This is a genomic window from Propionivibrio pelophilus DSM 12018, from assembly GCF_059569095.1.
In genome coordinates, this window is record NZ_JCANUT010000018.1 from 35,604 (window position 1) to 61,145 (window position 25,542).

Below are 25,542 nucleotides of genomic sequence, written 5' to 3' on the forward strand. Positions count from 1 at the left end.
GTTTCAGAATGAACAACACTAAATTCGCGTATTTTGACCCGTCGAACGGCCGCATCCTGCAATGGATCGACACCGACGTGATGGCCTACATCCTGCCGGATGCTTCGATGCTCCATGCCTGCTCCGATGCGGAGTGGGGTCTGCGTAGCCAAGACCATATGATGGTCAAGGACGGCGCGGTCGCCCCGTATGTCGCGCCAGCCCCTGACATTGCGCAGATCAAAGCGGCTAAGTGGGAAGCTATTAAGGCCGAGCGCGACCGCCGTCAACTTGAGGGTGGCGTCAAGGTTGGTGATCACTGGTATCTCTCGACCGAGCGAGCGGTTGGTGAATACAACAGCCTGATCAACGCATCTCAGGGGATGTCGGATAGCGCAGTCTTGCGCGTCGGTTGGCGGACGATGGATGGCGCCAGAGTCGATATGACTCCCGCGCTGGCCCGCCAGATCCTGCTCGCAGGCATTGCACAACGCTGCGCGATAGACGATGCCGCGTTGACTCATAAGACGGCGATGGACAACGCTGCTGATCCGTCCGTCTACAACTTTAAGGCCGACTGGCCGCCGATATTCTCCGACGAGCCGAAGCTATGATCGGGTTGATTCTCCGCGTCCTTTTGATCTGGTCGCTTCCGATCTGCGCTGCGGTAGTTGGGGTTGTCTTGGTTATCCTGACACGGCGGGTTACCCCTATCGTGTCCTGGTGGCTTAAATCGACCGCGGTGTTCCTGAGTGGGTTGCCAGTGACGGCCATCGGCCTGGTTATGGTCGCGATCGGCATCCCCTTCCGGACTGATCATGTTGAAACGGCGCGACCATTCTCCGACCCCTCGTTTCTAGCGATGTGGATCTGGGCCGCTGTGCGAAATCCCGCGAACTACTGGAGCCGGAATATCACGGGCTGCGATGTGACCGGCAGCACAGTTGACGTGCTTTACGGTCCGGACCTGATTGACGAGTCGCACCCTGGCCTACATATGCTCAGTGGCCACTGATGCGCGCGGTCGAGGCTTCCCTGTCGTTGAATTCTGCTACCTGTGGCCTTTCAAGCCAACGCGTGGCGTACTGGGTAGGTTTGGTTGGAAAGTGAAGACCGCTCACGCTGGAACCACCCCCGACAGCCCACCGCAGGACCGACTCAAGGGGTCTGTTTACAGGTTGTCGCTCTGGAAGGATTTAGGCGTTTAGGCTGGTTGATAGCAGCTGCGTTAATTCGTAAATAGATTTCTTCTGCTGTAACGGCCGTGCGGTGTCAAATATCACGCGAATCAATGCCAAATATCGCGCCGCGCTACAAGCACCGCAGGAATTTCGTAATAAAGCGTTACACTCAAGCACACACCCCCTGCAATAAAGCGACATACACGCGGCGCTCGAATCAATAGACTTTCTCGCATAGAAACAAAGTTTATTTACGAGAAAGGAAACACCATGTCCACGATCGCCGAGTTCGCCACCGTAATAACCTTGGTAGTCATCGTTCTTGCGCCCAGGCTGATCGATCTGTATCTGAACAGCAGCGACGAATCAAGCCGCGCCTAACGTTCATTGCGCGATTTCGCGCCACCCCATACGATGAAACTTGCTAAACAGCTTTCTCGCTGACTGAAGGGTCAGACACCACCGGCAAAGCCGGTGGCTTGAGATTGTGAGCGCCTCAAAGGCGCCCAAGAAACCTACCCCACGGCGAGCTTCATTTGGTCGTAACGCTCGTCTTTCTCTTCCTAGTTTCGGATGTACGCGCGAACCATGTGCTCGTCCAGCCCCACCGTAGAAACGAAGCACCCTCGGGCCCAGAAATGCTCGCCGGTGAAGTTCTTTTGCCGCCCGCCGAATTTCCGCGCAATCTGGATCGCGCTCTTCCCCTTCAAATATCCGACCACGTTCGAGACCGCGTACTTCGGCGGAATGCTCAAGCACATATGCACATGGACGCCCATCATGTGCCCCTCCACGATCTTCGACTCCTTGTGCGAAGCCAATTCGTGAAACATCTCCCCAAAGTTACGACGCAGCACCCCGAAAACCCGCTTCTTGCGACGCTTCGGTATAAAAACCACGTGATATTTGCAGTCCCACGCCGTGTGGCTCAAACTTTCAAACTTGTCCATCTGGTTTCTTCCTTTCATGTGCTTGGCGGCTCACGATGGGAAGTTTCTTCGATGGACAACCCCGAATACGTCAAACTTTTACTGCCTCCCCGGCAAAGCCGGGGGAACTCCTTTGGTTGTTAGAGGCACCAGGGGTGGTGCTTGGCCAAAGCAAATGAGTCGGCTGTTTTTCGCTCTTTTTGATTTGCATCGCGTCGTTACGGTCAGCGATGATTTTTTGCGCCCGAAATTCGGGGTGTTTCACGTTAACCGATTTAACCAAGGCTACGCGGTATTGCAACCAGCAGACAGGCCGCGAGCCCCAAAATAAACTCAACGAACGGTGAGCCGGTCACCACCAAAAAGCCGAAGAATCAAGCTCTGACTCACATCGGCACCAAGGCGTTTTGCAAAGCGCTCAGCGATATTCTCTTTTACCGAGTAATCAAGGATGTTTTCTTCCTTGATAACCTCCCGAGCGACCGAATCGACCGTACCGAAATCATCGGCCAAGCCCATCTTCACGCTTTGCGCACCGGTCCACATCAGCCCTGAAAACATCTCGGGAGTTTCCTTGAGGCGCCCGCTCCGCCCTTTGCGGACAATGTCGATGAACTGCTGATGAATCTCTTCCAGCAGAATCTGTGCGTGCTGTTTCTGGGCGAAATCCTGAGGAGAAAACGGGTCAAGAAATCCCTTGTTCTGACCAGCGGTCAAGAGACGCCGCTCGATCCCGACTTTTTCCATCGCTTCGGTAAAACCAAATCCATCCATCAACACACCGATGGAACCGACGATACTTGCTTTATCCACGTAGATCTTGTCGGCAGCGGAGGCGATGTAATACCCCCCGGAGGCACACATATCCTCCACTACGGCGTAAAGGGGAATATCCGGATGCTTGGTACGCAATCGCCGTATTTCGTCGTAAACGATCCCTGACTGCACGGGACTGCCGCCAGGACTGTTGATGCGCATGATCACTCCCGCAGTCCCCTTGCTTTCGAAGGCCGCCTGGAGCGCACCGTTTATTTTGTCCGCATTTGAGTCACTATTCGCGGCAATCGAGCCCTCCACGTTGACCAAGGCCGTGTGCTTGCTTTCGACCAATTTCTCGCCGCCCCCCCACCCGACAGCAAGCACAAGAATGGCGACCAAGTAGATCAATCCAGCCAGCTTAAAGAAAATTCCCCAGCGACGTTTCGCACGCTGTTCTTTCAGCGACGCGAGAGCAAGCTTTTCAAGGACTTCCCGCTCCCAATTCGGCCCGTTGCCCGATGTATCCACGTTAGTTCCGATCTCTGCGCAGTCTTCCATTAACCAGCTGACAAAAACACAACGCCCGGATCGTCAGAGCACGCCCCCAGGTATTCGAGCGAACCATTGGCGAAGTTCCCCAACGCTTTCCAGGCACCCCAGAGGATTCAGACTTCGCAGCGATTCTCCGGAGTGCGCCCCATAACAGACCCCCAATCCGTTAACCCGCGCATTGATAGCCATCTGCAGGTCATGCGTCGTGTCACCGATCATCAAGGTTCTCGCCTCTTCAACACCGTACTCGGCCATCAACTCTACGAGCATTTGGGGGTGAGGCTTTGAAAAGCACTCATCAGCACATCGCGAGGACGAAAAGTAACGCCCGAGTCCGGAACTGGCAAGCGCCCGATCCAGGCCTTTCCGACTTTTTCCCGTAGCGACGGCGAGCGCATAACCCGATACAGACAATTCCTCGATCATGTCCGCAACCCCCTCGAACAGTCTGATGTCCTGATCGCTGGAAAGATAATGATGGCGGTATCGTTCGACCAACAATGGCAAATGCTCTTCCGGCAAATCGGGGGCGATGTAGCGTAACGCCTCGGACAACCCCAAGCCAATCACATGACTGGCCTGATTCTCGGACGGCTCGACCAACCCCAGATCGCGGCAAGCCGCCTGAATCGAGCGAACGATCGAAGCTGTTGAATCGAACAACGTCCCGTCCCAATCGAACACAAGCAAATCAAATTTTCTGTCCATAATCCTGACACTCATTTTGTGACAACGCTTTCAAAAAGTCGCGCAACGCTGTCGGCAATGGCGCCTCCAGCATCATTGCCGTAGCGCTCGCCGGATGAGGAAACGTCATTTTCCATGCATGCAGGAACATGCGTCTCAACCCTTCTTTCTGGAGCGCTTTGTTTAATGCGAAATCACCGTATTTGTCATCCCCGGCGATCGGGAAGCCAAGATGAGCACAGTGCACCCTGATTTGATGGGTGCGCCCGGTTTTCAATTCGGCTTCCAAAAGGCTGAAACGTTCCCAGCGCGCAACCAATCGAAAAACGGTATACGAGGGCTTGCCCTCCTCTGAAACCCGAACCCGGCGTTCTCCAGATTCCGTAAGGTATTTGAACAGAGGGAGTTTGACGTGTCGGACAGGATCAGGCCACCGCCCCTTGACCAGCAAAAAGTAGCGCTTGTCGGCCCCACGTGCGCTCCCTCCTCCATCACGAAACATCTCGTGCAGCGCCTTGAGCGCCGAACGCTTCTTTCCGATCAGCAACAAGCCGGAAGTTTCGCGATCGAGGCGATGAGCCAGTTCCAGAAAACGCGCAAGCGGCCGCTGTCTGCGCAACGCCTCGATCACGCCAAAACTGACCCCGCTCCCGCCATGAACGGCGACGCCTGCCGGCTTATCGATCACCAGCAAAGCGTCATCCTCGAAGAGGACCGGCAAGTCGGTCTTCATTTCCGCGCCGGCGACAATTTCTTCACGCTTCGTGGCGACACGGATTGGGGGCACGCGCAGAATATCGCTCCCGGAAACGCGGGAGGACGCGTCAACGCGCCGACCATTCAATCTGACTTCACCACTGCGGATAATCCGGTAAATGTGGCTTTTGGGCACGCCTTTGCAGACGCGTAGCAGGTAGTTATCAAGACGCTGTCCGCTATCTTCTTCCGATACTACGAGCTGAGTGACATTGTCTTTGCTTACTTCGGCCAATTTGAATATACTGATCGCGATTTGCGTCTCGGGTTGAAAGAGGCGCTGACCCGTGAGACCTTCAAGCGGCGCCGATTCTCTTGTAATTGCGACGCACATTCCGGCAGGCTTCAGCAGCTTCTCTTGCACCACCTTGTGCAGGATCGATCTGCGCAGATCACCTGGTTAAGTACGCTCACCAAAAGTAGCGATACTACTTGATTTGCGTGTGCCAAGCACGTTAGGACCGCCCCGAGCAGATTCCCGGCACCTGTTGATCAGGCGCCCCAAAGAATTGATCCAGCGAAGCAGACTTGTGGTTACGACAACGGAAAGCCAATGACCGGTAACAACAACTAATTCGACGCTGCCTGCAAAAGGCGCTCCCCACGTAAAAAACGCACGCGGGAGCCCCACTCATGAAGCGCATGCTTTTCAACGCGACACAGGCCGAAGAACTCCGTGTCGCCATTGTCGATGGTCAGAAGTTGATCGACCTCGATATTGAATCGGCCGCCAAGGAACAAAAAAAGAGCAACATTTACAAGGCGGTAATTACCCGCATCGAACCCAGCCTCGAAGCCGCTTTCGTTGATTACGGCTCCGAGCGCCATGGCTTCCTCCCTTTCAAGGAAATCTCACGCTCTTATTTCCAGCCGGGCGTCGAGGCCGGACGCGCAACCATCAAGGAAGCGCTGCGCGAGGGGCAGGAACTGATCGTCCAGGTAGACAAGGATGAACGGGGGAACAAAGGCGCCGCGCTGACGACGTTCATCAGCCTCGCCGGACGCTACCTGGTCCTCATGCCCAACAACCCGCGCGGTGGCGGCGTATCCCGCCGTGTCGAAGGCGACGAGCGGGCCGAATTGCGCGAGGTCATGGATCAGCTCCAGGTTCCCCAGGGAATGAGCCTGATTGCCCGTACCGCCGCCATCGGACGCAGCGCCGAGGAACTGCAGTGGGACCTCAACTACCTGCTGCAACTGTGGAAAGCCATTGATGGCGCCGCCAGCCAGCAAAGCGGCGCCTTCCTGATCTACCAGGAAGGCAGCCTGGTCATTCGCGCCATTCGCGACTACTTCCAGCCGGATATTGGCGAAATCCTGATCGATACGGACGACATCCACGAGCAGGCATGCCAGTTCATGTCGCACGTCATGCCGACGACGGTCAATCGCATCAAGCGTTACCGCGACGACGTTCCGCTCTTCTCGCGTTTCCAGATCGAACACCAGATCGAGTCGGCCTACTCGCGGCAAGTCAATCTGCCGTCGGGCGGCGCCATCGTTATCGATCACACCGAGGCACTGGTGTCGATCGACGTCAACTCCGGCCGGGCAACCCGTGGCTCGGACATCGAGGAAACCGCGCTCAAGACCAACCTCGAAGCCGCTGAAGAAATCTCCCGTCAGTTGCGTCTGCGCGATCTGGGCGGCCTGATCATCATCGACTTCATCGACATGGAAAGCCAGCGCAACCAGCGCGAAGTCGAAAGCCGTCTGCGCGAAGGCTTGCGCCATGACCGCGCTCGCGTGCAGACTGGAAAAATCAGCCGCTTCGGGCTGATGGAGTTATCGCGCCAGCGGCTTCGCCCTGCCCTCGCCGAGACGAGCTACATCCCCTGCCCCCGCTGCTCCGGCACCGGGCACATCCGCAGTGCCGAATCGGCCGCGCTGCACATCCTGCGCATCCTCGAAGAGGAAGCGATGAAAGACAACACGGCCGCCGTGCACAGCCAGGTTCCTGTCGACGTCGCCACGTTCCTACTCAACGAAAAGCGAGCCGATGTCCAGGCGATCGAACTGCGGCACAAGGTCACCATTCTCATCATCCCGAACATCCACCTCGAAACGCCGCAACACAGCATTGTTCGCCTGCGTCATGAGGAGCTGAATCTGGACGACCTGCAGCAACCTTCCTACAAGATGGTTGACATGCCGGCCGAGGAAGCAGATCGCAACACCAAAGCCAATGGCGAGACCAAGGCTCCGCGTCAGGAAGCCGCAATCAAAGGCATCACGCCGGACCAACCGGCCCCGGTGGTCAGTGAACGCCCCAAGAAGGCGGCGGAAACGAACCCAACGAGCTTCATTTCGCGAATCATTTCGTGGTTCCGTGGCACCCCGGAACCTGTCCTGGAGGCCAAGCCGGAACGCAAGCCGCGCAATGGAGGCCAGCGCGACGGTCGCCGTGGCGGCCGCAACAATCGCCGCGACGAGGACCGCGAGCCGCGCCAGCCGCGCGAAGCCCGCGAACCCAGAGAGCCTCGCGAGCCCAAGCAGCAACAGCCGGTGACGCGCGAGGAAGGGCAAAAAGCGCGTGAACCGCGGCGCCAGCGCGGCGAGCCGCGCCCGGAACGCAAGGAGAAAGAACAGCAGCAACAGCAAGCCGCCGCTGCGACTGAGGCGAAGCTGAATGTCTCGCCCATTCCCGAGAACGTCGAAAAGCCAACCGAAGAAGGAGCGAGCGGCAATTCCCGTCGCCGCGGGCGCCGCGGTGGCCGCCGCGATCGCGGGGAGCGCACTGAAAACAACGCGCCAGAGACTCCGGTCAGCGAAACCGCAGCCGCCACGCTGTCTGTTGACCAGGCAACCGTCGTTGCAGCCGCTGCTGGCGTAGTCGCCGCCGAGGTTGAAAATCCGCCAGTTGTCGCGGAGACGGCACCCGAGGCCCAGCCGCAGATCCCCGCAACGGAGCAGGAATCTGCCGGCACCATTTCGGAAGCGGCAGCGGAATTGACAGCCGTTGAACCTGCGCCTTCGATCATTGAAAGCGTCAGTGCACCAGAGGTTGTTGAAAGCACGGCCGCAGCAGTCGTCGTTGAAGCTCCGGCCGAGGAAACAGCACCTGTCGCGGAGGAAGAACAAGCCACGGTGGAAGCAGTTCAAGCCGAACCGTTGGAACAAGCCGAGCCCACCTCGGCACTGGCCGCCGAGACATCGGAGCCGCTCGTAGAGGCGCAAGCCGTCTCGATCAGCGAGGCACTGGAAGCCGGCGGACTGGTGATGGTGGAAACCAGCGGGGACAAGATCCAGACCTGGCAGCCTGAAGTCGTTGAAGAGGAAACGCCACGTCCACGCCGCCGCCGTCCGGCACCGGTCGCCGTCGCGGAAGAACCGCTGGTGATGGTCGAGACCAAGCAGCCGTAATCGGTCTTTTCACGCAGGACATCGACGGGGCGCTTTGCGCCCCGTCGTCATTTCAGCGCGGCCTGTTCCCTCTTCTCTATTCCCGCGCGACATCCTCGTCGTGCTTCGTCGCACCAAAGAGCAGTTCCTTGAGCCTGAAGAGTTCGTCGCGCGCCGCAGCTGCTTTCTCGAACTCGAGATTCTTCGCGTAGTCGCCCATCTCCTTTTCCAGCCGCTTGATCTCGCGTGTCAGCTGTTTTTCGTTCATGGCCGTATAACTGGCCTGCTGCTGCGCTGCCTTGAGTTCCTTCTGGCTGGTTTCCGCATCGTAGACGCCGTCGATGATGTCCTTGATCCGTTTCGACACCCCCTTCGGCGTGATCCCGTGCTCCGCGTTGAATTGCAGCTGCTTGGTTCGCCGACGCTCGGTTTCCTCCATCGCCCGGCGCATCGAATCCGTGACCTTGTCGGCGTAGAGAATGGCCGTGCCGTGAATGTGCCGCGCCGCCCGCCCGATGGTCTGGATCAGCGAACGTTCGGAGCGCAGGAAGCCTTCCTTGTCCGCGTCGAGAATGGCCACCAGCGAGACCTCCGGAATATCCAGCCCTTCCCGTAGCAGGTTAATCCCGACAAGCACGTCGAATTTCCCGAGCCGCAGGTCGCGGATGATCTCGACCCGTTCGACGGTATCAATGTCCGAATGAAGATAACGGACACGGACGCCGTGTTCTCCGAGGAAATCGGTCAACTCCTCGGACATGCGCTTGGTCAATGTCGTTACCAGCACCCGCTCGTCGCGGGCGACTCGCAAGCGGATCTCCGAGAGCAGATCATCGACCTGGGTCATCGCCGGCTTGACGACGATCGTCGGATCAACCAGACCGGTCGGACGAACGACCTGTTCGACCACCTGTCCCTGATGCGTCCGTTCGTACTCCGCCGGCGTCGCCGAAACGAATATCGTCTGCCGTGCAAACGCCTCGTACTCCTCGAATTTCAACGGACGGTTATCGAGCGCAGAAGGCAGCCGGAAGCCATAATTGACCAGATTTTCCTTGCGCGATCGGTCGCCCTTGTACATCGACCCGATCTGGGAGATCGCCACGTGCGACTCGTCGATGAACATGAGCGCATCGGATGGCAGGTAATCGAGCAACGTCGGCGGCGGCTCACCAGCCTTGCGCCCGGACAGGTGCCGGGAGTAGTTCTCGATCCCCTTGCAAAAACCGAGTTGATCGAGCATCTCGAGATCGAAGCGCGTGCGCTGCTCGATACGTTGCGACTCGACCAGCCGCCCCTCGCGGTTGAAAAAGTCCACGCGATCGCGCAATTCTTCCTTGATCGCCTCGATCGCGCGCAAAACCGTCGCCCGCGGCGTCACGTAATGGGACGAGGGAAACACGGTGAATCGCGCGAGTTTGCCCTGCAGATGGCCGGTGAGCGGATCGAACAGCTGCAGGCCATCGATCTCGTCGTCGAAAAGGGAGATACGGATCGCATGCTCGGCGTGTTCCGCAGGAAACACGTCGATCACGTCGCCGCGCACGCGGAAAGTCCCGCGGTGAAAATCCAGTTCGTTGCGCTCGTACTGCATTTCGGCAAGACGCTTGATGACCTCCCGCTGCCCCATGCGATCACCGACCCGCATGGTCAGGATCATCTTGTGGTATTCGTCCCGATCGCCGATACCGTAGATGCACGACACCGTCGCCACGATCACGCAGTCGCGCCGCTCGAGCAGACTCTTGGTCGCCGACAGCCGCATCTGCTCGATATGCTCGTTGATCGCCGAATCCTTCTCGATGAAAAGGTCGCGGGCCGGAACATACGCCTCGGGCTGGTAATAGTCGTAATACGAAACGAAGTACTCGACGGCATTTTCCGGCAAGAATTCGCGGAATTCGGAATACAACTGTGCCGCCAGCGTCTTGTTCGGAGCCAACACCAGCGCCGGCCGACCGGAACGGGCGATCACGTTGGCCATCGTGTATGTTTTTCCGGAACCGGTCACCCCGAGCAGTGTCTGAAACGCCAGGCCATCGTCGAGTCCCTCCATGAGCAGACGGATCGCTTCCGGCTGATCACCGGCCGGCTCGAACGGCTGGAAGAGGCGGAACGGCGATCCTTCGAACACCGAAAATCTTCTGTTTTCAGAACTAGTTGCGGACGTATCCGAACGATTTGAGTTGGTCATCATGCTAGAATTTTACGTCTATACGTTTCCTTCCCGCTCGCGCGCCTGATGATTCTTTCCGAGAGTTTTTCTTAAGAGAATCACGCGCCCCAGATTTCCTGATTTTTCCCTTTTTCTTTTACCAACTTGAGTGATCTGTATGACTTCTTCGATCTTCTCCGCCGTAGAAATGGCACCCCGCGATCCGATTCTCGGACTGAACGAAGCGTTCAATACCGACGCCCGTACCACCAAGGTCAACCTGGGTGTCGGCGTCTATTTCGACGACAACGGCAAAATCCCGTTGCTTGACGCCGTCAAGGTCGCCGAAAAGGCCCGCCTCGAAAGCATGCCCAGCCGCGGCTACCAGCCGATCGACGGCTTGGCGGCCTACAACCAGGCCGTGCAGGCGATGCTTTTCGGCAAGGAATCCCCGCTCCTCGCGGAAGGCAAGGTCATCACCGCCCAGGCGCTCGGCGGCACCGGTGCCCTGAAAGTCGGCGCCGACTACCTAAAGCGCCTGCTGCCGGAAGCAACCGTGTACATCAGCGATCCCAGCTGGGAGAACCATCGCGCCATCTTCGAAACCGCCGGGTTCAACGTTGACGTCTACCCCTACTACGACACAACTACCCGCGGCGTCGATTTCGCCGCAATGAAGGCCTGCCTGAAGGCCCTCCCGGCACGTTCCGTCGTGGTGCTGCACGCCTGCTGCCACAACCCGACCGGTGCCGACCTCGACGGAGCGCAGTGGAAGGAAATCATCGAAGTCATGCAGGAACGCGAACTGGTGCCATTCATCGACATGGCCTACCAAGGCTTCGCCGACGGCATCAAGGAAGACGCGCTCGCGCTGAACCTGTTCGTCGCCTCCGGCATGCAGTTCTTCGTCTCGACCTCGTACTCCAAGTCGTTCTCCCTGTACGGCGAGCGTGTTGGCGCACTGTCGATCGTTACCGCCTCCAAGGACGAATCAGCGCGCGTGCTCTCGCAGATCAAGCGGACGATCCGCTCCAACTACTCCAACCCGCCGACCCACGGCGGTGCCGTTGTCGCTGCCGTTCTGGCCAGCGCCGAACTGCGCCAGATGTGGGAAGCCGAACTGCTCGGAATGCGGGAACGGATCAAGACGATGCGCACCAGTCTCGTCGAGAGACTGAAAGCCAACGGCGTCAGCCAGGACTTCTCCTTCGTGATCAAGCAGCGCGGCATGTTCTCCTATACCGGACTGTCCGCCGAACAGGTCGCACGCATGCAGAGCGAATTCGGAGTTTACGCGGTAAGCACCGGCCGAATCTGCATCGCAGCACTGAATTCGAAGAACATCGACTACGTCGCCAAGGCCATCGCGGCCGTGCTCTAAGCAACCGGAATCGGGACAACTCCCGCAAAGCGCCGCCTCCTCACCGGGCGGCGCTTTTTTTCGGCTGTCAGTTTGATGCCTGCGCCGACGGAGAGGCGAGCGTTCCCGCAATCGAAACCGGAACCCGCGTCTGATTCACACTGCCTCGCATCTGCAGTTCCAGTTGACCGCTGAGGGCTCCTTCTTTCGAGACGCTGACCTGGCCGGTCGATTGCATCAGGCCGGAATTCATCACCAGCCCGAAGAACCGTGATCGCTCCGGCCCGATCTTCAACCGGCCAGACAATTGCTCGAACGCGGTGACTCCGCCCTGCACTGGTGCGCCGGAAACACGGCGAACCGCCTCGGCCAGATCCACGCCGGCCACATTGCCACGCTGCACCGAAAACTCACCTTCAGCTGTAATCAAGGGCAGAAGCGTTTCCCAGTTCTCCGACGTCGCCGAGAAGCGCATTTTTCCCGCAACGTCTCCCTGAAGCCGTTTTCCAGCACCCAACGCATCGAACAGCTTGGTCGCATTCACGCGTTCGAAGCCGATCTCGCCCTCGATATTGGGCTTACCTCCGGAACGGATCAACGCGTTCCCCTTGACCGCCCCGTCGAAGACCCGCAAATCCGCGCCCCGGATCGACAACTTGCCGTCTTCCAGCCGTCCCTTCATGCTGGCCGAGTCGAAGACAATCCGGCTGTTCTGGAAAGGCTGCCAGGCATAGGCCTCGATATCGAGATCGAGCGCCTTGCCGGCGAGCCGTGCAACAACGGTGAGACTCCTGTCTGCCGAGCGAACAAGCAACGACTCGAATTGCCCACCCTGATCACGCTTGACTTCGGACTCAAGGTCTTTGAGAACGAGACCGTCGAAAGACATCGTGGTTTTCTCCAAACGAAGCTGTTTCACACCAACGCGGCTGGTGGGACTGGCAAGCGATGAAAACATCCCGGGCAAGCCAGTTATCGCGCCCAGAGGCAACTCGAGTTCGCTCAGGACAGCACGCTTGAAGTTCAGGCGCTCGGCGAAGAGTGTCGTCACTTCGGGAAGAAGCCGAATCTCGCGAACATTGAATTCATCTGTCTTGCCATCCTCGGTTCCGACTCGCACCCTCTCCAGAATCAATCCTTGCGCCGGGTAAAACTCGACACGCAACGCCCCCACCTTTACCGGCCGACCAACCGAACGGGCAAAGGCTTTTTCCACATCGGGGAGAAAGATGTTGAACGGGAAAACGAGGCTCGCAATGAACGCGATGCCGGTCGTTCCAAAAAGAAACAGCAACAAGGCCACCGGCCAGGTAATACGTGTACGCGCGCCCCGGCGAAACGGTTTGAACCGGACGGTCTCTTCGTCAAGATCATGCTTCGAACCGGCCCACAAGGAGCGGATGTTCGAAAAGAGCGACGGCTTCGAAACCGCTTCCGATTTTTTTTCCCGACGTTCGCCCCGTGAGGCGGGTTCAGACCTCACCGATTCCGACGAGCGGCCTGGCGCTTCATTAACTTTGCGATCATCCGGAGCCAATGAAAACTGCGACGAAGAAAAATCGATGGCACTCGGCGTCGCATCGAATATCGAATGCATCGAAATGGGCATATCCGATGCCTGAGCTGCCTGCTCGGTCGACGCAACAGGGCGCGACGGCTGAAAGTCAGGGTAACCGCCGTTCTTTCCGGGCATCAGCAGTTGTGCAGCCTTCTCCTGAGCCGACTCACGAATCACCTGCGCTACCCGTTGACTCTCCTGCCAGAGCGAGTCGTGCTGCTCCAGTTTCGCAGTGACGTACCCCCCTTTTTCCAGTTCGGACAGCGCATTTTCGGTCAGTTGCGGATTCCCCGTTTTGCGACTCAGATCAGCAACGGTCGACTGCCCGTCGACAAGGATCAACACCATCCGCACGTTGCGCTGGATGACCCGTGTTCGCTGTTGAATCGCATCTTCACCCGCTGAGGTTTTGACGTAGATAAGGTTCGGATCCATTTTTAATCAAAAAAGTTGACGACAACCAAGGTAATGTCTAAAATGCGCGCTTCGTTGTTCCCCGATAGCTCAGTCGGTAGAGCGCCGGACTGTTAATCCGTAGGTCCCTGGTTCGAGCCCAGGTCGGGGAGCCAAGAAACACAAGGGGTTGCAAACCATTGCAGCCCCTTTTTTCTTTTGTCTTTCTGGTGTCACTGTCACTCGGCCCGCCCTCGAAAATTGATCCGCGCATCATATATCAGTTTCTGTCAGTTTCTTTTTCCCCGGAAGGCGACTCAGCCCTTGCAGTTGCTTTCTTCTCCCGGTACCGGCATCGCCTTCACTGGCGCCCGGTATCACGATTCATCGATCGTTTCCGTCGAAATCACTTGAATAGATGTTTGCGCGGGACGATGATACCGGTTGTCTCCCGGAACGTATTAGTTGTTATGCAGTTGCAATCTTGATGGTTCGTCCAGAAGGGCTTGTTCTCAATTTTCGAAAGGGTTCGGCATGCCTTCCAATGTAGTTCTCCAGCACCTCAAAAAACACGGCCAGTTGCTCGACAGCGAAATCGCGGCTTCGACGAAATTGTCGATCGATCAGGTCCGCCTGGCAATCGACGAACTGTCCCGCCTCGGCGAAATCTCGCAATGCGCCGTCACCCGCTATAAAAACGGCAAACCGGTCGAAGGCGTGCAGTGCCGCATTTCCGGCTACTACCCGCCCGCCGCACCGGGGCGCAAACCGGCCCATTAAAGTATCGACGCACTGACGCTCTCGCCCCCGAGACGACGACCTCGGAACGGGAGCATCAACTCACGTCATGGCAATAACGTAGCAATAGCGAAGAAATAACCAACGCTATTTCCGGCAGACAAAGTCTAGCGCATCCGAAGCAAAGGTTCCCGGCGCGACCGGGCTCCATTCGGAGGGTGTCTGACTGTCGGACACAACCCGGCCGCGTGCCAGTGGCTCAGCATAGTGAGTGAAGGTGAGCGTCCGAAGGCGCTTGCCCCGGCAATCGTATTCCATTGCCCCCTGTATTGAACGCGCCCCATTCTCCAGGGGTTCGTTGTACGCAACCAGCGCGAGTACGTTGCGCGTTTCACCACTGACCTTGATTGTCTCGGGATCGACGAACAACGAGATTCCCCCACGACTCACCATTTCCTCCCAGCCGGCAAACACCGGGGCTGAAATGATGAACGCAATAACGCCAACTATCCCTCGCATTTGACACTCTCCTCTGAAGATGACCATCCGGCTCGCTCTCACCGGAAATCGTTTTCTTTGACCGCTACAAGCGGCGTGGAGTTGCGTCATCGGCTACCGAAAGCACATTGCCTGTTTTTACAGCAGGCGAAAAAATCCCTGCCAGGACAATGCACTGGGACACTTACCCAGAGGTTGTCCACAGAGTTACCAAGAGCTTCTACTCGGTAGTTAAATGACTACTATATGCGAATAAACCCTTTAATTTCTTATCTGTAACGTAATTTAAAAATAGTAACACTACTAATAGTAGCTACGCTGCTAAATTTTTCATCGGGACAAACTTTGGACACCTAGATCCCAGCAATTGTCGATGCGTTTTGTCTCGCATCGCAACTTACTCACAGGCTTATAAACACTTTTTGAGGATTGATTCGTTACTATTGCCGATAGGCCGTTTAAAGGCGTATCCAAGTTGGACGACGGTGCCTGATATCCGCACCATGAAAGACATTCAGGGCCGCTGAGAGAAGTAAGACTCAGCGCGCCTCTCGTATAGAGCTTCCCGAGCGACGCTTTTTGATGCTTAGGCCGGTTGTATTGTTCAGCAAACTTTGTGTTGCCACCTGGATGAACGCATCGAGCTTTTCCTTCAAGGCGCCTTCCTCGCTGTCGTTCGTCAGTTCATCCGCGCGAGGATTCGTCCAGAGTTGGTATTGATAGGTCTTCAAGGCTTTCGATTTCGACTGCACGACGATTTTGTCGCCGTTGATGATGGCGACCGTCTGGTCGCTCCCCGACGGCTTGATGATCCCGAAACCGGGGTCTCCGTCGGGCAGAGCCAATAGATCACGTCCCCAGCATTGATGACGAACATCGCCGCCCAGCCGCCCCAGAATGGTGGGCACCACATCGATCTGCGTTCCCACGGTGTCCCGAGTCTTCCCGAATTTTTCCTGGATGCCGGGAGCGATCAGCAGCAGGGGGACGTTGAAGCGCGCGAGATTCATCTCGGTCAGTTGCTCTCCTCCGCCGAAACCATGGTCGCCGACAATAACGAACAGCGTTTCCTTGTAGTAAGGGGCGTTACGGATCTTCTCGAAAAACTGGCCAAGGGCCCAGTCGGAATAACGCATTGCGGTGAGATGCGGGTCCAGCGAACCGTGATCGGTCACGGGATCGACCGGCAATCTCTCGGGCAGAGCATACGGTGTGTGGTTCGACAGCGTCTGCAGGATCGCGTAGAAAGGCTTTGCCGCGCTTTGCTTTCCTAGTTCCTCTGCGGCGCGGTCAAACATGTCCTGGTCCGAAACACCCCAGGTCGGGTCGGAAACCACGGGGTTCTTGTAGTCGAATCGCCCGATGAAATTGGTGACGCCCTGTCTCCCGAAAAAACCGGACTGGTTGTCCCACGCAAAATCGCCGTTGTAGACATACAGGTTGTCCATCTTTCGCCGCCCCAGCAGCTGCGGGAGACCGGAAAAGTCGTTGCTGCCCTCGGGGGTTTGCATCAGGTATTCGAAGCCCGGCAGGTTCGGGAAACAGGCCAGGGTGGCGAACGTTCCCTGATGCGTGTGCGTTCCGTTGGCAAAGAACCGCGTGAACAGCAGGCCCTCTGCCGCGAGCTTGTCGAAGTACGGGGTGATGTTGCCCTGCCCGCCGAGGACGCCCACGTAACGGCCGGCAAAACTCTCCATGAGGATCAACACGACATTCCGGATTGGCAACGTCGCTTGCGCGGGGGCAGCGTAGTTGCGCAGGATGGGGAGTTGATCCTGCTCCAGCGGGGTGTCGCTGTCGGTGAGCAGCATCCGGCGGACGACGGCGAGTGCGCGGTCTGGTGGGAGCGAGCTTTTCCAGATATTGTCCCGCTGTTCCGACATCTGGGACTTCGCGGCGGAAACCAGCATCAGCGTGCCGTTCAAGCCCAATTGGTTGGCAAACGTTGAATCGGTGGTAAAGGCGTCGCCCCAGCGCAAGGGCGGCCCCTGGCGCAAGGTGCCACGCGCGGCAACGACAGCGAGCAAACTGCAGAGAATGAAGGCAGTGATCCGGACGGATCGTTTCCCGCACGCCGGATGAGGCTCCCTTGTCCGGTTGTTCCTAGGGCGGGTGACGAGGTCCAGCTTCCGGAAGATCCACGCCAGCAGACAAGACGCCGCGCCCCAGGCCAGGAGGTAACGCACGACCGGGAAGCCGTACCAGATCATGCTCATGACCGTCTTCGGATCTTCCTTCATGTACTGAAACACCAGGCTGTTGAGGCGCTGGTTGAACTCGCGATAGAAATCGAGTTCGACGACACCGAGAAACAGGGTCAGGCTTGCAAATACGGTGAGCCAGTGGCGGAAGAACGCGCGTGCCGAGATGGCCCGAAGGCTCGGCAATGCAAGCAGCAACGGCAGGCAGGCCCAAACGACGAGCCGCAGGTCGAAACGCAAGCCGTTGAAAAAGGCTTCGGCGAGTACGGCGGCTGTGGCGCCCCCCGTCTGCTCACGGTTATAAACCAGCAGCGCCACGCGCAACAGCGAATACAGGACCATCAAGACGAGAACGCAGCCCGCCGTAAAGCGCAGATGGCTCTTCAGGTCGATCGGTGGCTCGCCGGAACGGGGCGATGAAAACACATGTTGGTCGGAAATAATTGATTTATTGCGTGGCATGGGTCGTTCGTTTCACTTCGAGGATTCGTCCGCGTCCCTGTTCTGCGACGAGAAGACGCTCTTTTCCGATGGAGAGGATAGTCTGCGGGGAGCGAAGGTGCGAGAGGATGGTATGCATTGCCCCCGAATAATCGAGCAATAGAAAACGGGCACGGTGCGTGAGGTCTTCCGTTATCCACAAGCCTTCCGTGTTGCACAAGAGAAACGACGGCGCTTGCAAGCCTCGTGCGATGACTTCATCATCGTTCCCCGGACTGAATTTCTTGATCCAGCCTTTCTTTTTCTCCGTGTAAAACAGGCGCCCATCGGGGCAGACCGTCACACCTTCCCCTTCTTCCAAGCCGTCTCGAAGCGTCATTGTTTCCTTCGTTTCCGGGTCGTATTTCAGGAGTCGGCCATTCTGCTTCACGTCTTCAATGGCGAACAGATTCCGACCGTCGCTTGCTAGCCCTTCAATGCTGTCGCCTGAGAACAGCGAGCGGGTCTCGCCACCACGCCACCAGAGAACCGGATGCTTGCCCCCTTCCTGCGCAATCGCAATGCCATCTTGAAACAGCGCCAAGCCATCGGGTTTGGACAGCTTGTTAACGATTTCCTGCCGTTTGCCGTCGGCATGAAGCCAGAGGATGGCGCCTTTTTCGTTCTTGAACTCCTGGGAAACGTATAGGTTGTCGCGTCCGTCGATGACCATTGCGCTGACCATCGGAATGCCGCCCTGGAATGTGCGCAATGACCAGCCGTCAGCTGCCTGTACGGGATAGAAATGTTGCCAGCCTAGGAACGAAAAGATGCCCAAAACGATAATACCCAGTGGGAACCACAAACGAGGGTTTCCTATACGTGAAAGGAGCGAGGGAGTATGGGGCATCGCGGCAGAGAAATTGCTTTTAGGTGTTCCCTCAGAATCGCAGCAACCGTGTTCGGGAGGGGCCGTCATTACGTGTCGTTGGTTAACTAGAGGAGAATGATTCCCCATGTGACTACGATCAGCAGCAAAGCCAGCATCTGCGCGGCGCTGCCCATGTCCTTGGCTTGTTTTGATAACGGATGGATGGCCAGCGAGACCCGGTCGACCGTCGCCTCGATTGCCGAGTTAAACAACTCTACAATCAGCGACGCGAGCGGCGTAACGATAAGCAACACCCGCTCGCTACGCGTTACGTCCATTGCGCAGGCAACCGGAATCAACACAAGGTTGAGCAGTAATAGCTGGCGGAAAGCCGCCTCGCCGCGGTAAGCGGCTTTCAGGCCCGCCAGCGAATATCCTGTGGCATGGGCAATGCGCGCGATTCCGGAGCGGCCTTTCAGAGCCGTTGCATCCGTTTCAACGTGGGGTGGCACGGCGGTCATGCTCCTGAACTTGCGCTGGCCAGGGCGCGATCGTGGGCCTCCAGCAACACGTTCCAGTCAACCTCGCGCATCGGCCCGCGATGCCGCCACAACTGGCCCAAGTCGTGTCGGGCGGCATCCCGTACACGCCAGCGACGGCGGCTTTTCTCGAGATCCAGCAGGGCGATCTCAATCCGCACGTTTTCGCTTTCCGGCGGCTGGGTTCTGACGAACAAGTGTTTGGGATAGCAGCAGCCATGCTGCCAGCGCGAAAGGTGCAGACGGGCGAGCGTCGTGCCCAGTTCCCGGAGAATGGCGTGATGGGCAGGCGCGTCCAACTCGTACGCGGGCGTGTTTTCATACCATCGGTCAAGGCTGGTAAACCCCTCGCTCAGCGCTTCGGTGACCAGCAGCGCTTGCCACTGCCCACGCTGCTTTCGCGCTGCACAATAGACTACCTGTGGCACTGTGATGCCAAGGCCCAAGAAAGACTGGTAGGCCTGATGTTCACGCAATATGGTCGGGCGCCCCAAAGGATGCCGAAGCGAATGGTATAGGTGACCGGTCTGCCGTTTGCAATAGAGGATGGGCTGGTGTGGGTCGTCCTGTTGCAGGATCTTCACGCCACTGACGCCACCACGGCGTTGATTCGGTTCTTCAACCCAACTGCCTTGGCGTGCCCACCAAGCATCGAAACGTTCGCCCCGCTTCGCGGAGGGCAAGGCATTGCTCAATTTTCTCATCAATCAGGATTTCTTCCGCAGAACGTACGTTCGCCACATGGCGTAACCGGGGAAAAAATCCTTGTGCCCAAGTATGCGGAACCCCGCCTGCTCGAATTCGGATTCGATGTCCGCGCGGCGCACCACGAAGCGGTTTTGATTCTGCCCGGCCTGACCTTCTTTCGCTCGGCGTTGCTCCAGTTGCCGGCGTTTCCAGGCCTTGTAGTTGCCATCCACCCAGAGCGAGAGGATCACGGTGTCGCGCGTGACGCGATGAAATTCCCGCAGGATCACCCGGCGATTCTCTGCCGACTGAATGTGATGCAGCAGGCGGATGCAGAAGATGCAGTCCACCGCATTGGCGCCGAGATCGATGGCGAACGCCGAGGTCCGGAACGATCTGACGCGAGCGACGACGTCAGCGGGTTGCGATGCCCGGGCCACGGCCAGCATGTCGGCGGAGTTGTCGGCGGCGAGAATCACCCGGTGCGGTGCTTCGGCCAACAAGGGCCAAAACCGCCCGGCACCGCACGGCAAGTCCAGGACGAGGCCGGGATCGTCGGCCAGTCGCAACGCATGGCGCGCAACCTGCTCGTCACGCCAGTGCGAAAGGCGGCGCGCCCATCCCTCGTGGTGCTTTTTCAGGTACTGCTCCGAATGGCTGCGGTCGTATTTGCGCGAGAATTCCAGTTCGACAGGCGGTGTCTTGGTCATTGCGTGGCGACTCAAAGTGAGGACGTCCGCAACAGTAACTGAGCGGTGGTAAAGCCCCTGTCAAAAAGATGTGAAAAAAACGTCAACTGCGCTGCGTGAAACGCACCCGGAAGCAGCTGCCTGTCGGCGACAGGTTGTGGACGGTGATGTTCCAGCCCTGATGCGTGCATATCCGCTTGACCAGCGACAGCCCCAACCCCAGGCCTTCGCCGCGCGCCAGCGTGCCGCGAACAAACGGCTGGAATATCGACTCATGCTGCTCCTGCGCAATGCCCGCACCGGAGTCTTCGACCCGGAAACCGCCCGCTTCGAGAAACAGGCGTACCTGGCCCCGGTCGGTGTAATGCAGCGCGTTGCGCAGCAGATTAGCCATTACCGTGCCGAGCAGCGTGGGGCTGTATCGGCCGTCATCCGGACCTTCCGTGATGCACTCAAATTCGAGTCCCTTTTCGCGCATCAGCTCTGCCCAGTGTTTGCTCTGTTGTTCCGCTACCTGCGCCAGGCTGGCGGTCGCCGTGAAATCGGCCTCATCGACACTGCCACGCGCCAATTGCAGGAAGGTCTGCACCAATTCACGCATTTCGCCGGATGCACGCTCGATGCGCTGCAATTGTTCGCGTTGGCGTGGTTCGAGCTGCGCCTGTTGCAGCAATTCGCAGGAAGTGGAGATGACCATCAGCGGGGTCCGTAATTCATGGCTGACGTCGCTGGTAAACAGCCGTTCACGCTCCAGTGACTGGCGCAACTGCCCCAACGTGCCGTCAAAGGCACTCGCCAATTGACCGACTTCGTCATCCGGATAATCCGGTGCCAGCGGCGGCGCCGTCGGCAGCAGTTGATCACGATGCCGGACTTGTTGCGCCAAGCGGCTGACGGGGGCCATGATCCTTCCAGCCATGACCCTCCCGAGCGCCCACGCGCCGAGGACGGTCAGAATGAACCCTGCGAGAACGACATCGAACAGCGCCTGTTCATGGGCCTCGAATTCATCCTGGTCCTGTACCAGCACATAGCGTACGCCGTTGATTTCTTGTGCGTAGGCATAAAAGGCCTGGTCGTCGTCGACCAGTTCGGTGAATCCTTCATCGAGTCCGGCGTAGCGTTCCGGGATGGTGTATGCAGGCAGGTTCGAAGCGTAAAACCGTGTCCTGGCATCCAGGCGCGGGGCGCGGCCATTTTTCAGATCTTCGTGCAGAACGCCATTCAGCTCGCGATGCATTTCTTCGGAGACCAGGCGTTGTTCAATGAAATGGACGACGGCGACGATGCTTAGCGAGAAAGCCCCGCTAACCAGCACCGTCAGCAGGACGAAGGCGATGACAATGCGCCGCGCAAAAGGCTGCTTAGAACTCATTGTCCTTGTCCGCGAGACGGTAGCCGACGCCATGCAGTGTATGCAGCAGCGGCGTGGCAAAGGGCTTGTCGATGACTTGCCGCAACTGGTGGATGTGACTGCGCAGGCTGTCGCTGTCCGGACTGTCGTCACCCCAGAGGGCTTCCTCGAGCGCTTCCCGGCGAACGACGGCGGGACTTTTCTGCATCAGAATGGCCAGCAGTTTCATTGTCAACGGATTGAGTTTGAGCGGCTGGCCGGCGCGCGTGATGTCCAGCGTGTCGAGGTCGTAAACCAGATCGGCGACCTTCAGTTGGCGTTTTTTCCCGCCCGAACTGCGGCGCAGGATGGCTTCGATCCGCGCCACCAGTTCGGAGAGTGCAAACGGCTTGACCAGATAGTCATCGGCACCGGCGCGAAGCCCGGTCAGGCGATCCTCCAGAGCGTCACGCGCCGTCAGCATGAGGATCGGCACCTCGCTCCGGGCGTCTTCCCGCAGCCGCTTGCACACCTGATAGCCATCCACGCCGGGAAGCATGATGTCCAGCACGATCAAATCGTAGTGAACCGTCGTCGCCAAATGCAAGCCACCCAAGCCGTCCTGCGCGCAATCGACGCTATAGCCCTTGAGCTGCAAGTAATCGAGCACGTTCGCCAGAATGTCCCGATTGTCTTCTATCACCAGAATGCGCATAGGCGAAATCATCCAGTCGTGTTGTTGAATTGACGCTTTTTTCACATCGTATTGACGAACGTCTCACGGGAGGCTCGGCAAACTGCCGCCTGCATTTTTCGTCAGAGACCATACGATGCCACAAGTTCGTTACGCCCAACTCCGCTACCTGTCGATTATTCTCCTCGCCTGGCTGGCGACTTTCTTCCTGACGCGCAGTGTCTTGCTGGCGTCGCACCTGGCCGACGCCGGAGCGACATTGAGTGGTTTCATCGCCATTTACGGGATTGGGTTGGCCTACGATTTGACCTTTCTCCTGTATGCCGCACTGCCACTGGCCGCCTATTTGCTGCTCTGTCCGCGCCGGCTCTGGCAGCAAGCCTGGCATCGCTGGTTTTTGCATGCCCTTCTGGGGTTCAGCCTGTTCGTTATGCTGTTTACGGCCGCCGCGGAGTGGCTGTTTTGGGACGAATTCGGCGTGCGCTTCAATTTCATCGCGGTGGACTATTTGGTCTATTCCAAGGAGGTGGTCAACAACATTCTGGAGTCCTATCCGATCTATCCGTTGCTCGCCGCCTTGGCGGTGGTGGCTGTCGGCACGACCGTTGCCCTCGGAAAATACGTTGCGGAGGCGATCGAAGCGCCGCTGTTGAGCAGAGGAAAGGCGTGGGCAGGGCTGGCGTCGTTGCTGCTGGTGGCCGTGCTGAGCAGCCTCGTGTTCGGGCAGGATTTCCCGCGCGGATGGCTGGGAGGCAATGCGTATCAGCGCGAACTGGCGAGCAACGGCCCGTTCCAGTTCTTCGCGGCATTCCGCAACAACGAGCTGGACTATGCGCAGTTCTATGCCGTCTTGCCGGATCAGGAGGTCGCCGCGTTGATCCGGAAAGAAGTCAGCGAGCCGAATGCCCGTTTTGTCGGCACGGACGCGCAGGATATCCGCCGAGAAATCGACAACCCGGGCTCGCCCGAACGGCGAAATGTGGTGTTGGTCACCATCGAGAGCCTGAGCGCCAAATATCTGGGCAGCATGGGTGACACGCGCGGCCTGACGCCTAATCTCGACGCATTGCGCAAGCGCAGCCTGTTCTTCAAGAATTTCTACGCTACCGGCACGCGAACCGATCGCGGCCTCGAAGCGATTACGCTGTCCATTCCCCCGACGCCCGGCCGCTCCATCGTCAAGCGCATCGGCCGCGAGGCCGGCTACAGCAGCCTCGGCCAGCAGTTCAAGGCGCAGGGTTACGACAGCGTTTTCCTTTATGGCGGGCGTGGTTATTTCGACAACATGAACGCTTTCTTCGGCGGTAACGGCTATCGCATCGTCGATCAGAGTAGCGTTGCCGATGCCGACATGCAGTTCACGAACGCATGGGGCATGTCCGACGAAGACCTTTACGCACAGTCACTGAAGGTTGCCGACGCCGATCATGCCGCCGGCAAGCCGTTCTTCCTGCAACTGATGACCACCTCGAACCATCGTCCCTACACGTACCCGGAGGGACGCATCGACATTCCGTCCGGTACGGGGCGCGAAGGTGCGGTGAAATACACCGACTACGCGATTGGCCGGTTTCTCGAAGCCGCGCGGAAAAAGCCCTGGTTCGACCAGACCGTGTTCATCTTCGTCGCCGATCACACGGCCGGCAGCGCAGGCAAGGAGGATTTGCCCGCCGCCAACTACCATATCCCGCTGTTCATCTACGCGCCGGGTTTCATCGAGCCGCGGGAGATGGCCTCGGTCACCAGTCAGATCGACCTGGCGCCGACCTTGCTCGGCCTCCTGGGCTTCGATTACACCTCGACCTTCTTTGGCCGCAATGTGCTGCGTGCGGATGCCGCGCCAGGACGCGCCCTGATCGGAAATTACCAGCATCTCGGTCTGTTTGACGGCGAGAACCTCGCCATCCTCAGCCCCCGCCGCGCCATGCGCCGCCATGACGACGCTCTCGGCCTCAGTCACGAGACTCGGGCGAACGCCGACGACCCGTTGCTCAGGCGTGACATCGCCTATTACCAGGGGGCCAGCCATGCCTTCAAGGAAGGGTTGATCGCCTGGAAAGGCAGCGATACGCCACGTGTCATGCTCAGCCGGCGTTGAGACGCCGATAAGACGTCGCCTCGCTCTGGAGAGTATTCATGTCTACCGCTTCGTCTCCCGCCGCATCCCGGTTCTTTGATTTCCGGCTGGGTCTCGCCATTCCGCTCGCCTTGATGGCGCTGCTGCTGGCCTTCGATCCGGCGGGGCTGGATTTCGCCATCGCACGCGCGTTCTATGTCCCCGGCAGCGGCTTTATCGGACGCCACAGTTTCTGGCTGGAGGACATTCTCCACGATCGGGCCAAGCAAGTCGTCATCGCTCTCGCCGTCGTGGCCATTGCCCTTTTTCTGATCAGCCTCGTTTCGAGACGGCTTCGTTCTTGGCGTCGTCATCTGGGGTATCTGGTCCTGTCGCTCGTTTTATCAACCAGCGTGGTTACGCCACTCAAGGCGCTGACCGCAGTGCACTGCCCATGGAGCCTTTCCGAGTTTGGCGGCACCGAGCAATTCAGCTCCTTGCTCGAAAAGCGCGCGCCGACCGAAAAACCCGGTCGATGCTGGCCCGGAGGACACGCTTCGGCCGGATTCTCGCTGCTTGCGCTGTTCTTCTTTCTGCGGGATCGCCGGCCTCGCGCAGCCCGCATCGCCCTCGCGATAGCGCTCGGCACAGGGACCGTATTCTCGGCCGGACGCATGATGCAGGGCGCGCATTTCCTGTCCCACAATCTCTGGACGTTGCTGATCGACTGGACGATTTGTCTGTCGTGTTATCGATGGATTCTCTATCGACGGGCGATTGATGACGAAAACAGCTGGGCGATTCAGTCCGGCAAGTCCGTTCAAGAGACCTAAGTCGCTTTTGATGACTATTAACCCGGCCCTTAAATAGGCTGTTTGCTGTATGATTTCCGCATGGAAAAGATTGATGCGCGTAAGCTGGGTTATGAGGGGCGAGATACGCTGCGGAAGATGGTGCTTCGACTGCGGAAGCAGTCGGGCCTGAGCGGCGTTGAACTGGCGAAGGTGGCAGGAGTTCATGTCCGGACGGTTCAGGCGTGGTTGCGAAAGGTACAGACCGCCGGCGAGGGTTCCCTGACAGAAAGGCTGCGTGGACGTCCCCCCGGCGCGTGCCGAAAACTGTCGATGGTGCAGGAAGTCTGGATTCGACAACGCATTGTGGGGGC

General features: G+C 58.3%; 22 protein-coding genes and 1 tRNA gene. 9 read left to right on the forward strand and 14 right to left on the reverse strand.

Features of this window, described 5'->3' with window-relative positions; translation table 11 throughout:
• The first annotated feature begins 8 nt into the window (after positions 1 to 8).
• Positions 9 to 593 carry a DUF4376 domain-containing protein gene (locus BO74_RS09735; protein WP_496441915.1) on the forward strand — a complete coding sequence of 195 codons (585 nt, stop codon included), beginning with the start codon at positions 9 to 11 and terminating at the stop codon, positions 591 to 593.
• Positions 590 to 994, forward strand: a complete 405-nt coding sequence (locus BO74_RS09740; RefSeq protein ID WP_496441917.1) for a hypothetical protein — start codon at positions 590 to 592, stop codon at positions 992 to 994. The genes BO74_RS09735 and BO74_RS09740 overlap by 4 nt, the downstream gene beginning before the upstream one ends.
• Positions 995 to 1,723: 729 nt before the next feature.
• On the opposite strand, the gene tnpA is transcribed toward BO74_RS09740, so the two are convergent.
• The 4 genes from tnpA to BO74_RS09760 all read right to left on the reverse strand — a co-directional run bounded on the left by tnpA (position 1,724) and on the right by BO74_RS09760 (position 5,207).
• On the reverse strand, positions 1,724 to 2,110 hold the full coding sequence (gene tnpA / locus BO74_RS09745) for an IS200/IS605 family transposase (RefSeq protein WP_496441919.1): 387 nt from the start codon (positions 2,108 to 2,110) through the stop codon (positions 1,724 to 1,726).
• 312 nt (positions 2,111 to 2,422) lie between these two features.
• Entirely contained in the window at positions 2,423 to 3,376 is a 954-nt protein-coding gene (locus BO74_RS09750; RefSeq protein ID WP_496441921.1) for a S49 family peptidase, read from the reverse strand.
• A gap of 63 nt (positions 3,377 to 3,439) precedes the next feature.
• Complete coding sequence (locus tag BO74_RS09755) at positions 3,440 to 4,108, reverse strand: HAD-IA family hydrolase (protein ID WP_496441923.1); 669 nt, start codon at positions 4,106 to 4,108, stop codon at positions 3,440 to 3,442.
• On the reverse strand, positions 4,092 to 5,207 hold the full coding sequence (locus tag BO74_RS09760; RefSeq protein WP_496441924.1) for an RluA family pseudouridine synthase: 1,116 nt from the start codon (positions 5,205 to 5,207) through the stop codon (positions 4,092 to 4,094). The genes BO74_RS09755 and BO74_RS09760 overlap by 17 nt, the downstream gene beginning before the upstream one ends.
• Positions 5,208 to 5,476: 269 nt before the next feature.
• On the opposite strand from BO74_RS09760, the gene BO74_RS09765 reads away from it, so the two are divergent.
• Positions 5,477 to 8,206 (forward strand): Rne/Rng family ribonuclease, encoded by a 2,730-nt coding sequence (locus BO74_RS09765; protein ID WP_496441925.1) that lies wholly within the window; start codon positions 5,477 to 5,479, stop codon positions 8,204 to 8,206.
• A gap of 76 nt (positions 8,207 to 8,282) precedes the next feature.
• Here the strand turns inward: BO74_RS09765 and uvrB are convergent, their stop codons facing one another.
• Positions 8,283 to 10,319 (reverse strand): excinuclease ABC subunit UvrB, encoded by a 2,037-nt coding sequence (uvrB, locus tag BO74_RS09770; protein ID WP_496441927.1) that lies wholly within the window; start codon positions 10,317 to 10,319, stop codon positions 8,283 to 8,285.
• A gap of 199 nt (positions 10,320 to 10,518) precedes the next feature.
• Here uvrB and BO74_RS09775 point away from each other — a divergent pair, with 199 nt between their 5' ends.
• Positions 10,519 to 11,721: an amino acid aminotransferase gene (locus BO74_RS09775; protein WP_496441929.1), complete on the forward strand. Its 1,203-nt coding sequence runs from the start codon at positions 10,519 to 10,521 to the stop codon at positions 11,719 to 11,721.
• Between the two features lie 67 nt (positions 11,722 to 11,788).
• On the opposite strand, the gene BO74_RS09780 is transcribed toward BO74_RS09775, so the two are convergent.
• Positions 11,789 to 13,693, reverse strand: coding sequence for an AsmA family protein (locus BO74_RS09780; RefSeq protein ID WP_496441930.1), 1,905 nt, complete (start codon positions 13,691 to 13,693; stop codon positions 11,789 to 11,791).
• 58 nt (positions 13,694 to 13,751) lie between these two features.
• On the opposite strand from BO74_RS09780, the gene BO74_RS09785 reads away from it, so the two are divergent.
• Together BO74_RS09785 and BO74_RS09790 are read left to right on the forward strand one after the other, a co-directional pair.
• Positions 13,752 to 13,827 (forward strand) — tRNA-Asn (locus BO74_RS09785).
• A 358-nt stretch (positions 13,828 to 14,185) separates the two neighbouring features.
• On the forward strand, positions 14,186 to 14,431 hold the full coding sequence (locus tag BO74_RS09790) for a transcriptional regulator (protein WP_496441932.1): 246 nt from the start codon (positions 14,186 to 14,188) through the stop codon (positions 14,429 to 14,431).
• Positions 14,432 to 14,536: 105 nt separating this feature from the next.
• Here BO74_RS09790 and BO74_RS09795 read toward each other — a convergent pair whose 3' ends face one another.
• The 8 genes from BO74_RS09795 to BO74_RS09830 form a co-directional block, all read right to left on the reverse strand.
• Entirely contained in the window at positions 14,537 to 14,908 is a 372-nt protein-coding gene (locus BO74_RS09795; RefSeq protein WP_496441934.1) for a surface-adhesin E family protein, read from the reverse strand.
• 518 nt (positions 14,909 to 15,426) lie between these two features.
• Positions 15,427 to 17,550 carry an LTA synthase family protein gene (locus BO74_RS09800; protein ID WP_496441935.1) on the reverse strand — a complete coding sequence of 708 codons (2,124 nt, stop codon included), beginning with the start codon at positions 17,548 to 17,550 and terminating at the stop codon, positions 15,427 to 15,429.
• The gene (locus tag BO74_RS09805) at positions 17,537 to 18,373 is read right to left on the reverse strand and encodes an SMP-30/gluconolactonase/LRE family protein (protein WP_496441936.1); all 837 of its coding nucleotides are present in this window, start codon (positions 18,371 to 18,373) and stop codon (positions 17,537 to 17,539) included. The genes BO74_RS09800 and BO74_RS09805 overlap by 14 nt, the downstream gene beginning before the upstream one ends.
• Before the next feature lie 131 nt (positions 18,374 to 18,504).
• Positions 18,505 to 18,900: a diacylglycerol kinase gene (locus BO74_RS09810; RefSeq protein ID WP_496441938.1), complete on the reverse strand. Its 396-nt coding sequence runs from the start codon at positions 18,898 to 18,900 to the stop codon at positions 18,505 to 18,507.
• On the reverse strand, positions 18,897 to 19,622 hold the full coding sequence (locus BO74_RS09815; RefSeq protein ID WP_496441940.1) for a lipopolysaccharide kinase InaA family protein: 726 nt from the start codon (positions 19,620 to 19,622) through the stop codon (positions 18,897 to 18,899). Before BO74_RS09815 ends, BO74_RS09810 begins: the two co-directional genes overlap by 4 nt.
• A 3-nt stretch (positions 19,623 to 19,625) precedes the next feature.
• Complete coding sequence (locus tag BO74_RS09820) at positions 19,626 to 20,315, reverse strand: class I SAM-dependent methyltransferase (RefSeq protein WP_496441941.1); 690 nt, start codon at positions 20,313 to 20,315, stop codon at positions 19,626 to 19,628.
• Between the two features lie 82 nt (positions 20,316 to 20,397).
• Entirely contained in the window at positions 20,398 to 21,669 is a 1,272-nt protein-coding gene (locus BO74_RS09825) for a sensor histidine kinase (protein WP_496441942.1), read from the reverse strand.
• Positions 21,659 to 22,342: a response regulator transcription factor gene (locus tag BO74_RS09830; protein WP_496441944.1), complete on the reverse strand. Its 684-nt coding sequence runs from the start codon at positions 22,340 to 22,342 to the stop codon at positions 21,659 to 21,661. The genes BO74_RS09825 and BO74_RS09830 overlap by 11 nt, the downstream gene beginning before the upstream one ends.
• A 115-nt stretch (positions 22,343 to 22,457) precedes the next feature.
• Here BO74_RS09830 and BO74_RS09835 point away from each other — a divergent pair, with 115 nt between their 5' ends.
• The 3 genes from BO74_RS09835 to BO74_RS09845 form a co-directional block, all read left to right on the forward strand.
• A complete protein-coding gene (locus tag BO74_RS09835; RefSeq protein WP_496441946.1) occupies positions 22,458 to 24,419 on the forward strand; it encodes an LTA synthase family protein in 1,962 nt (653 codons plus the stop codon).
• A gap of 113 nt (positions 24,420 to 24,532) precedes the next feature.
• Positions 24,533 to 25,210, forward strand: coding sequence for a phosphatase PAP2 family protein (locus BO74_RS09840; RefSeq protein WP_496441948.1), 678 nt, complete (start codon positions 24,533 to 24,535; stop codon positions 25,208 to 25,210).
• Positions 25,211 to 25,270: 60 nt separating this feature from the next.
• Positions 25,271 to 25,542, forward strand: a 272-nt coding sequence (locus tag BO74_RS09845) for a helix-turn-helix domain-containing protein (RefSeq protein WP_496441950.1), incomplete at its 3' end; no start/stop codon positions are given.

What these genes read in the sequence shown, in the direction of transcription:
- BO74_RS09735 (WP_496441915.1), top strand. Translation starts at nt 9, where the DNA reads ATGAACAACACTAAATTCGCGTATTTTGACCCGTCGAACGGCCGCATC.
- BO74_RS09740 (WP_496441917.1), top strand. Translation starts at nt 590, where the DNA reads ATGATCGGGTTGATTCTCCGCGTCCTTTTGATCTGGTCGCTTCCGATC.
- tnpA (WP_496441919.1), bottom strand. Translation starts at nt 2,110, where the DNA reads ATGGACAAGTTTGAAAGTTTGAGCCACACGGCGTGGGACTGCAAATAT.
- BO74_RS09755 (WP_496441923.1), bottom strand. Translation starts at nt 4,108, where the DNA reads ATGGACAGAAAATTTGATTTGCTTGTGTTCGATTGGGACGGGACGTTG.
- BO74_RS09765 (WP_496441925.1), top strand. Translation starts at nt 5,477, where the DNA reads ATGAAGCGCATGCTTTTCAACGCGACACAGGCCGAAGAACTCCGTGTC.
- BO74_RS09775 (WP_496441929.1), top strand. Translation starts at nt 10,519, where the DNA reads ATGACTTCTTCGATCTTCTCCGCCGTAGAAATGGCACCCCGCGATCCG.
- BO74_RS09780 (WP_496441930.1), bottom strand. Translation starts at nt 13,693, where the DNA reads ATGGATCCGAACCTTATCTACGTCAAAACCTCAGCGGGTGAAGATGCG.
- BO74_RS09790 (WP_496441932.1), top strand. Translation starts at nt 14,186, where the DNA reads ATGCCTTCCAATGTAGTTCTCCAGCACCTCAAAAAACACGGCCAGTTG.
- BO74_RS09795 (WP_496441934.1), bottom strand. Translation starts at nt 14,908, where the DNA reads ATGCGAGGGATAGTTGGCGTTATTGCGTTCATCATTTCAGCCCCGGTG.
- BO74_RS09800 (WP_496441935.1), bottom strand. Translation starts at nt 17,550, where the DNA reads ATGCCACGCAATAAATCAATTATTTCCGACCAACATGTGTTTTCATCG.
- BO74_RS09810 (WP_496441938.1), bottom strand. Translation starts at nt 18,900, where the DNA reads ATGACCGCCGTGCCACCCCACGTTGAAACGGATGCAACGGCTCTGAAA.
- BO74_RS09815 (WP_496441940.1), bottom strand. Translation starts at nt 19,622, where the DNA reads ATGAGAAAATTGAGCAATGCCTTGCCCTCCGCGAAGCGGGGCGAACGT.
- BO74_RS09820 (WP_496441941.1), bottom strand. Translation starts at nt 20,315, where the DNA reads ATGACCAAGACACCGCCTGTCGAACTGGAATTCTCGCGCAAATACGAC.
- BO74_RS09825 (WP_496441942.1), bottom strand. Translation starts at nt 21,669, where the DNA reads ATGAGTTCTAAGCAGCCTTTTGCGCGGCGCATTGTCATCGCCTTCGTC.
- BO74_RS09830 (WP_496441944.1), bottom strand. Translation starts at nt 22,342, where the DNA reads ATGCGCATTCTGGTGATAGAAGACAATCGGGACATTCTGGCGAACGTG.
- BO74_RS09835 (WP_496441946.1), top strand. Translation starts at nt 22,458, where the DNA reads ATGCCACAAGTTCGTTACGCCCAACTCCGCTACCTGTCGATTATTCTC.
- BO74_RS09840 (WP_496441948.1), top strand. Translation starts at nt 24,533, where the DNA reads ATGGCGCTGCTGCTGGCCTTCGATCCGGCGGGGCTGGATTTCGCCATC.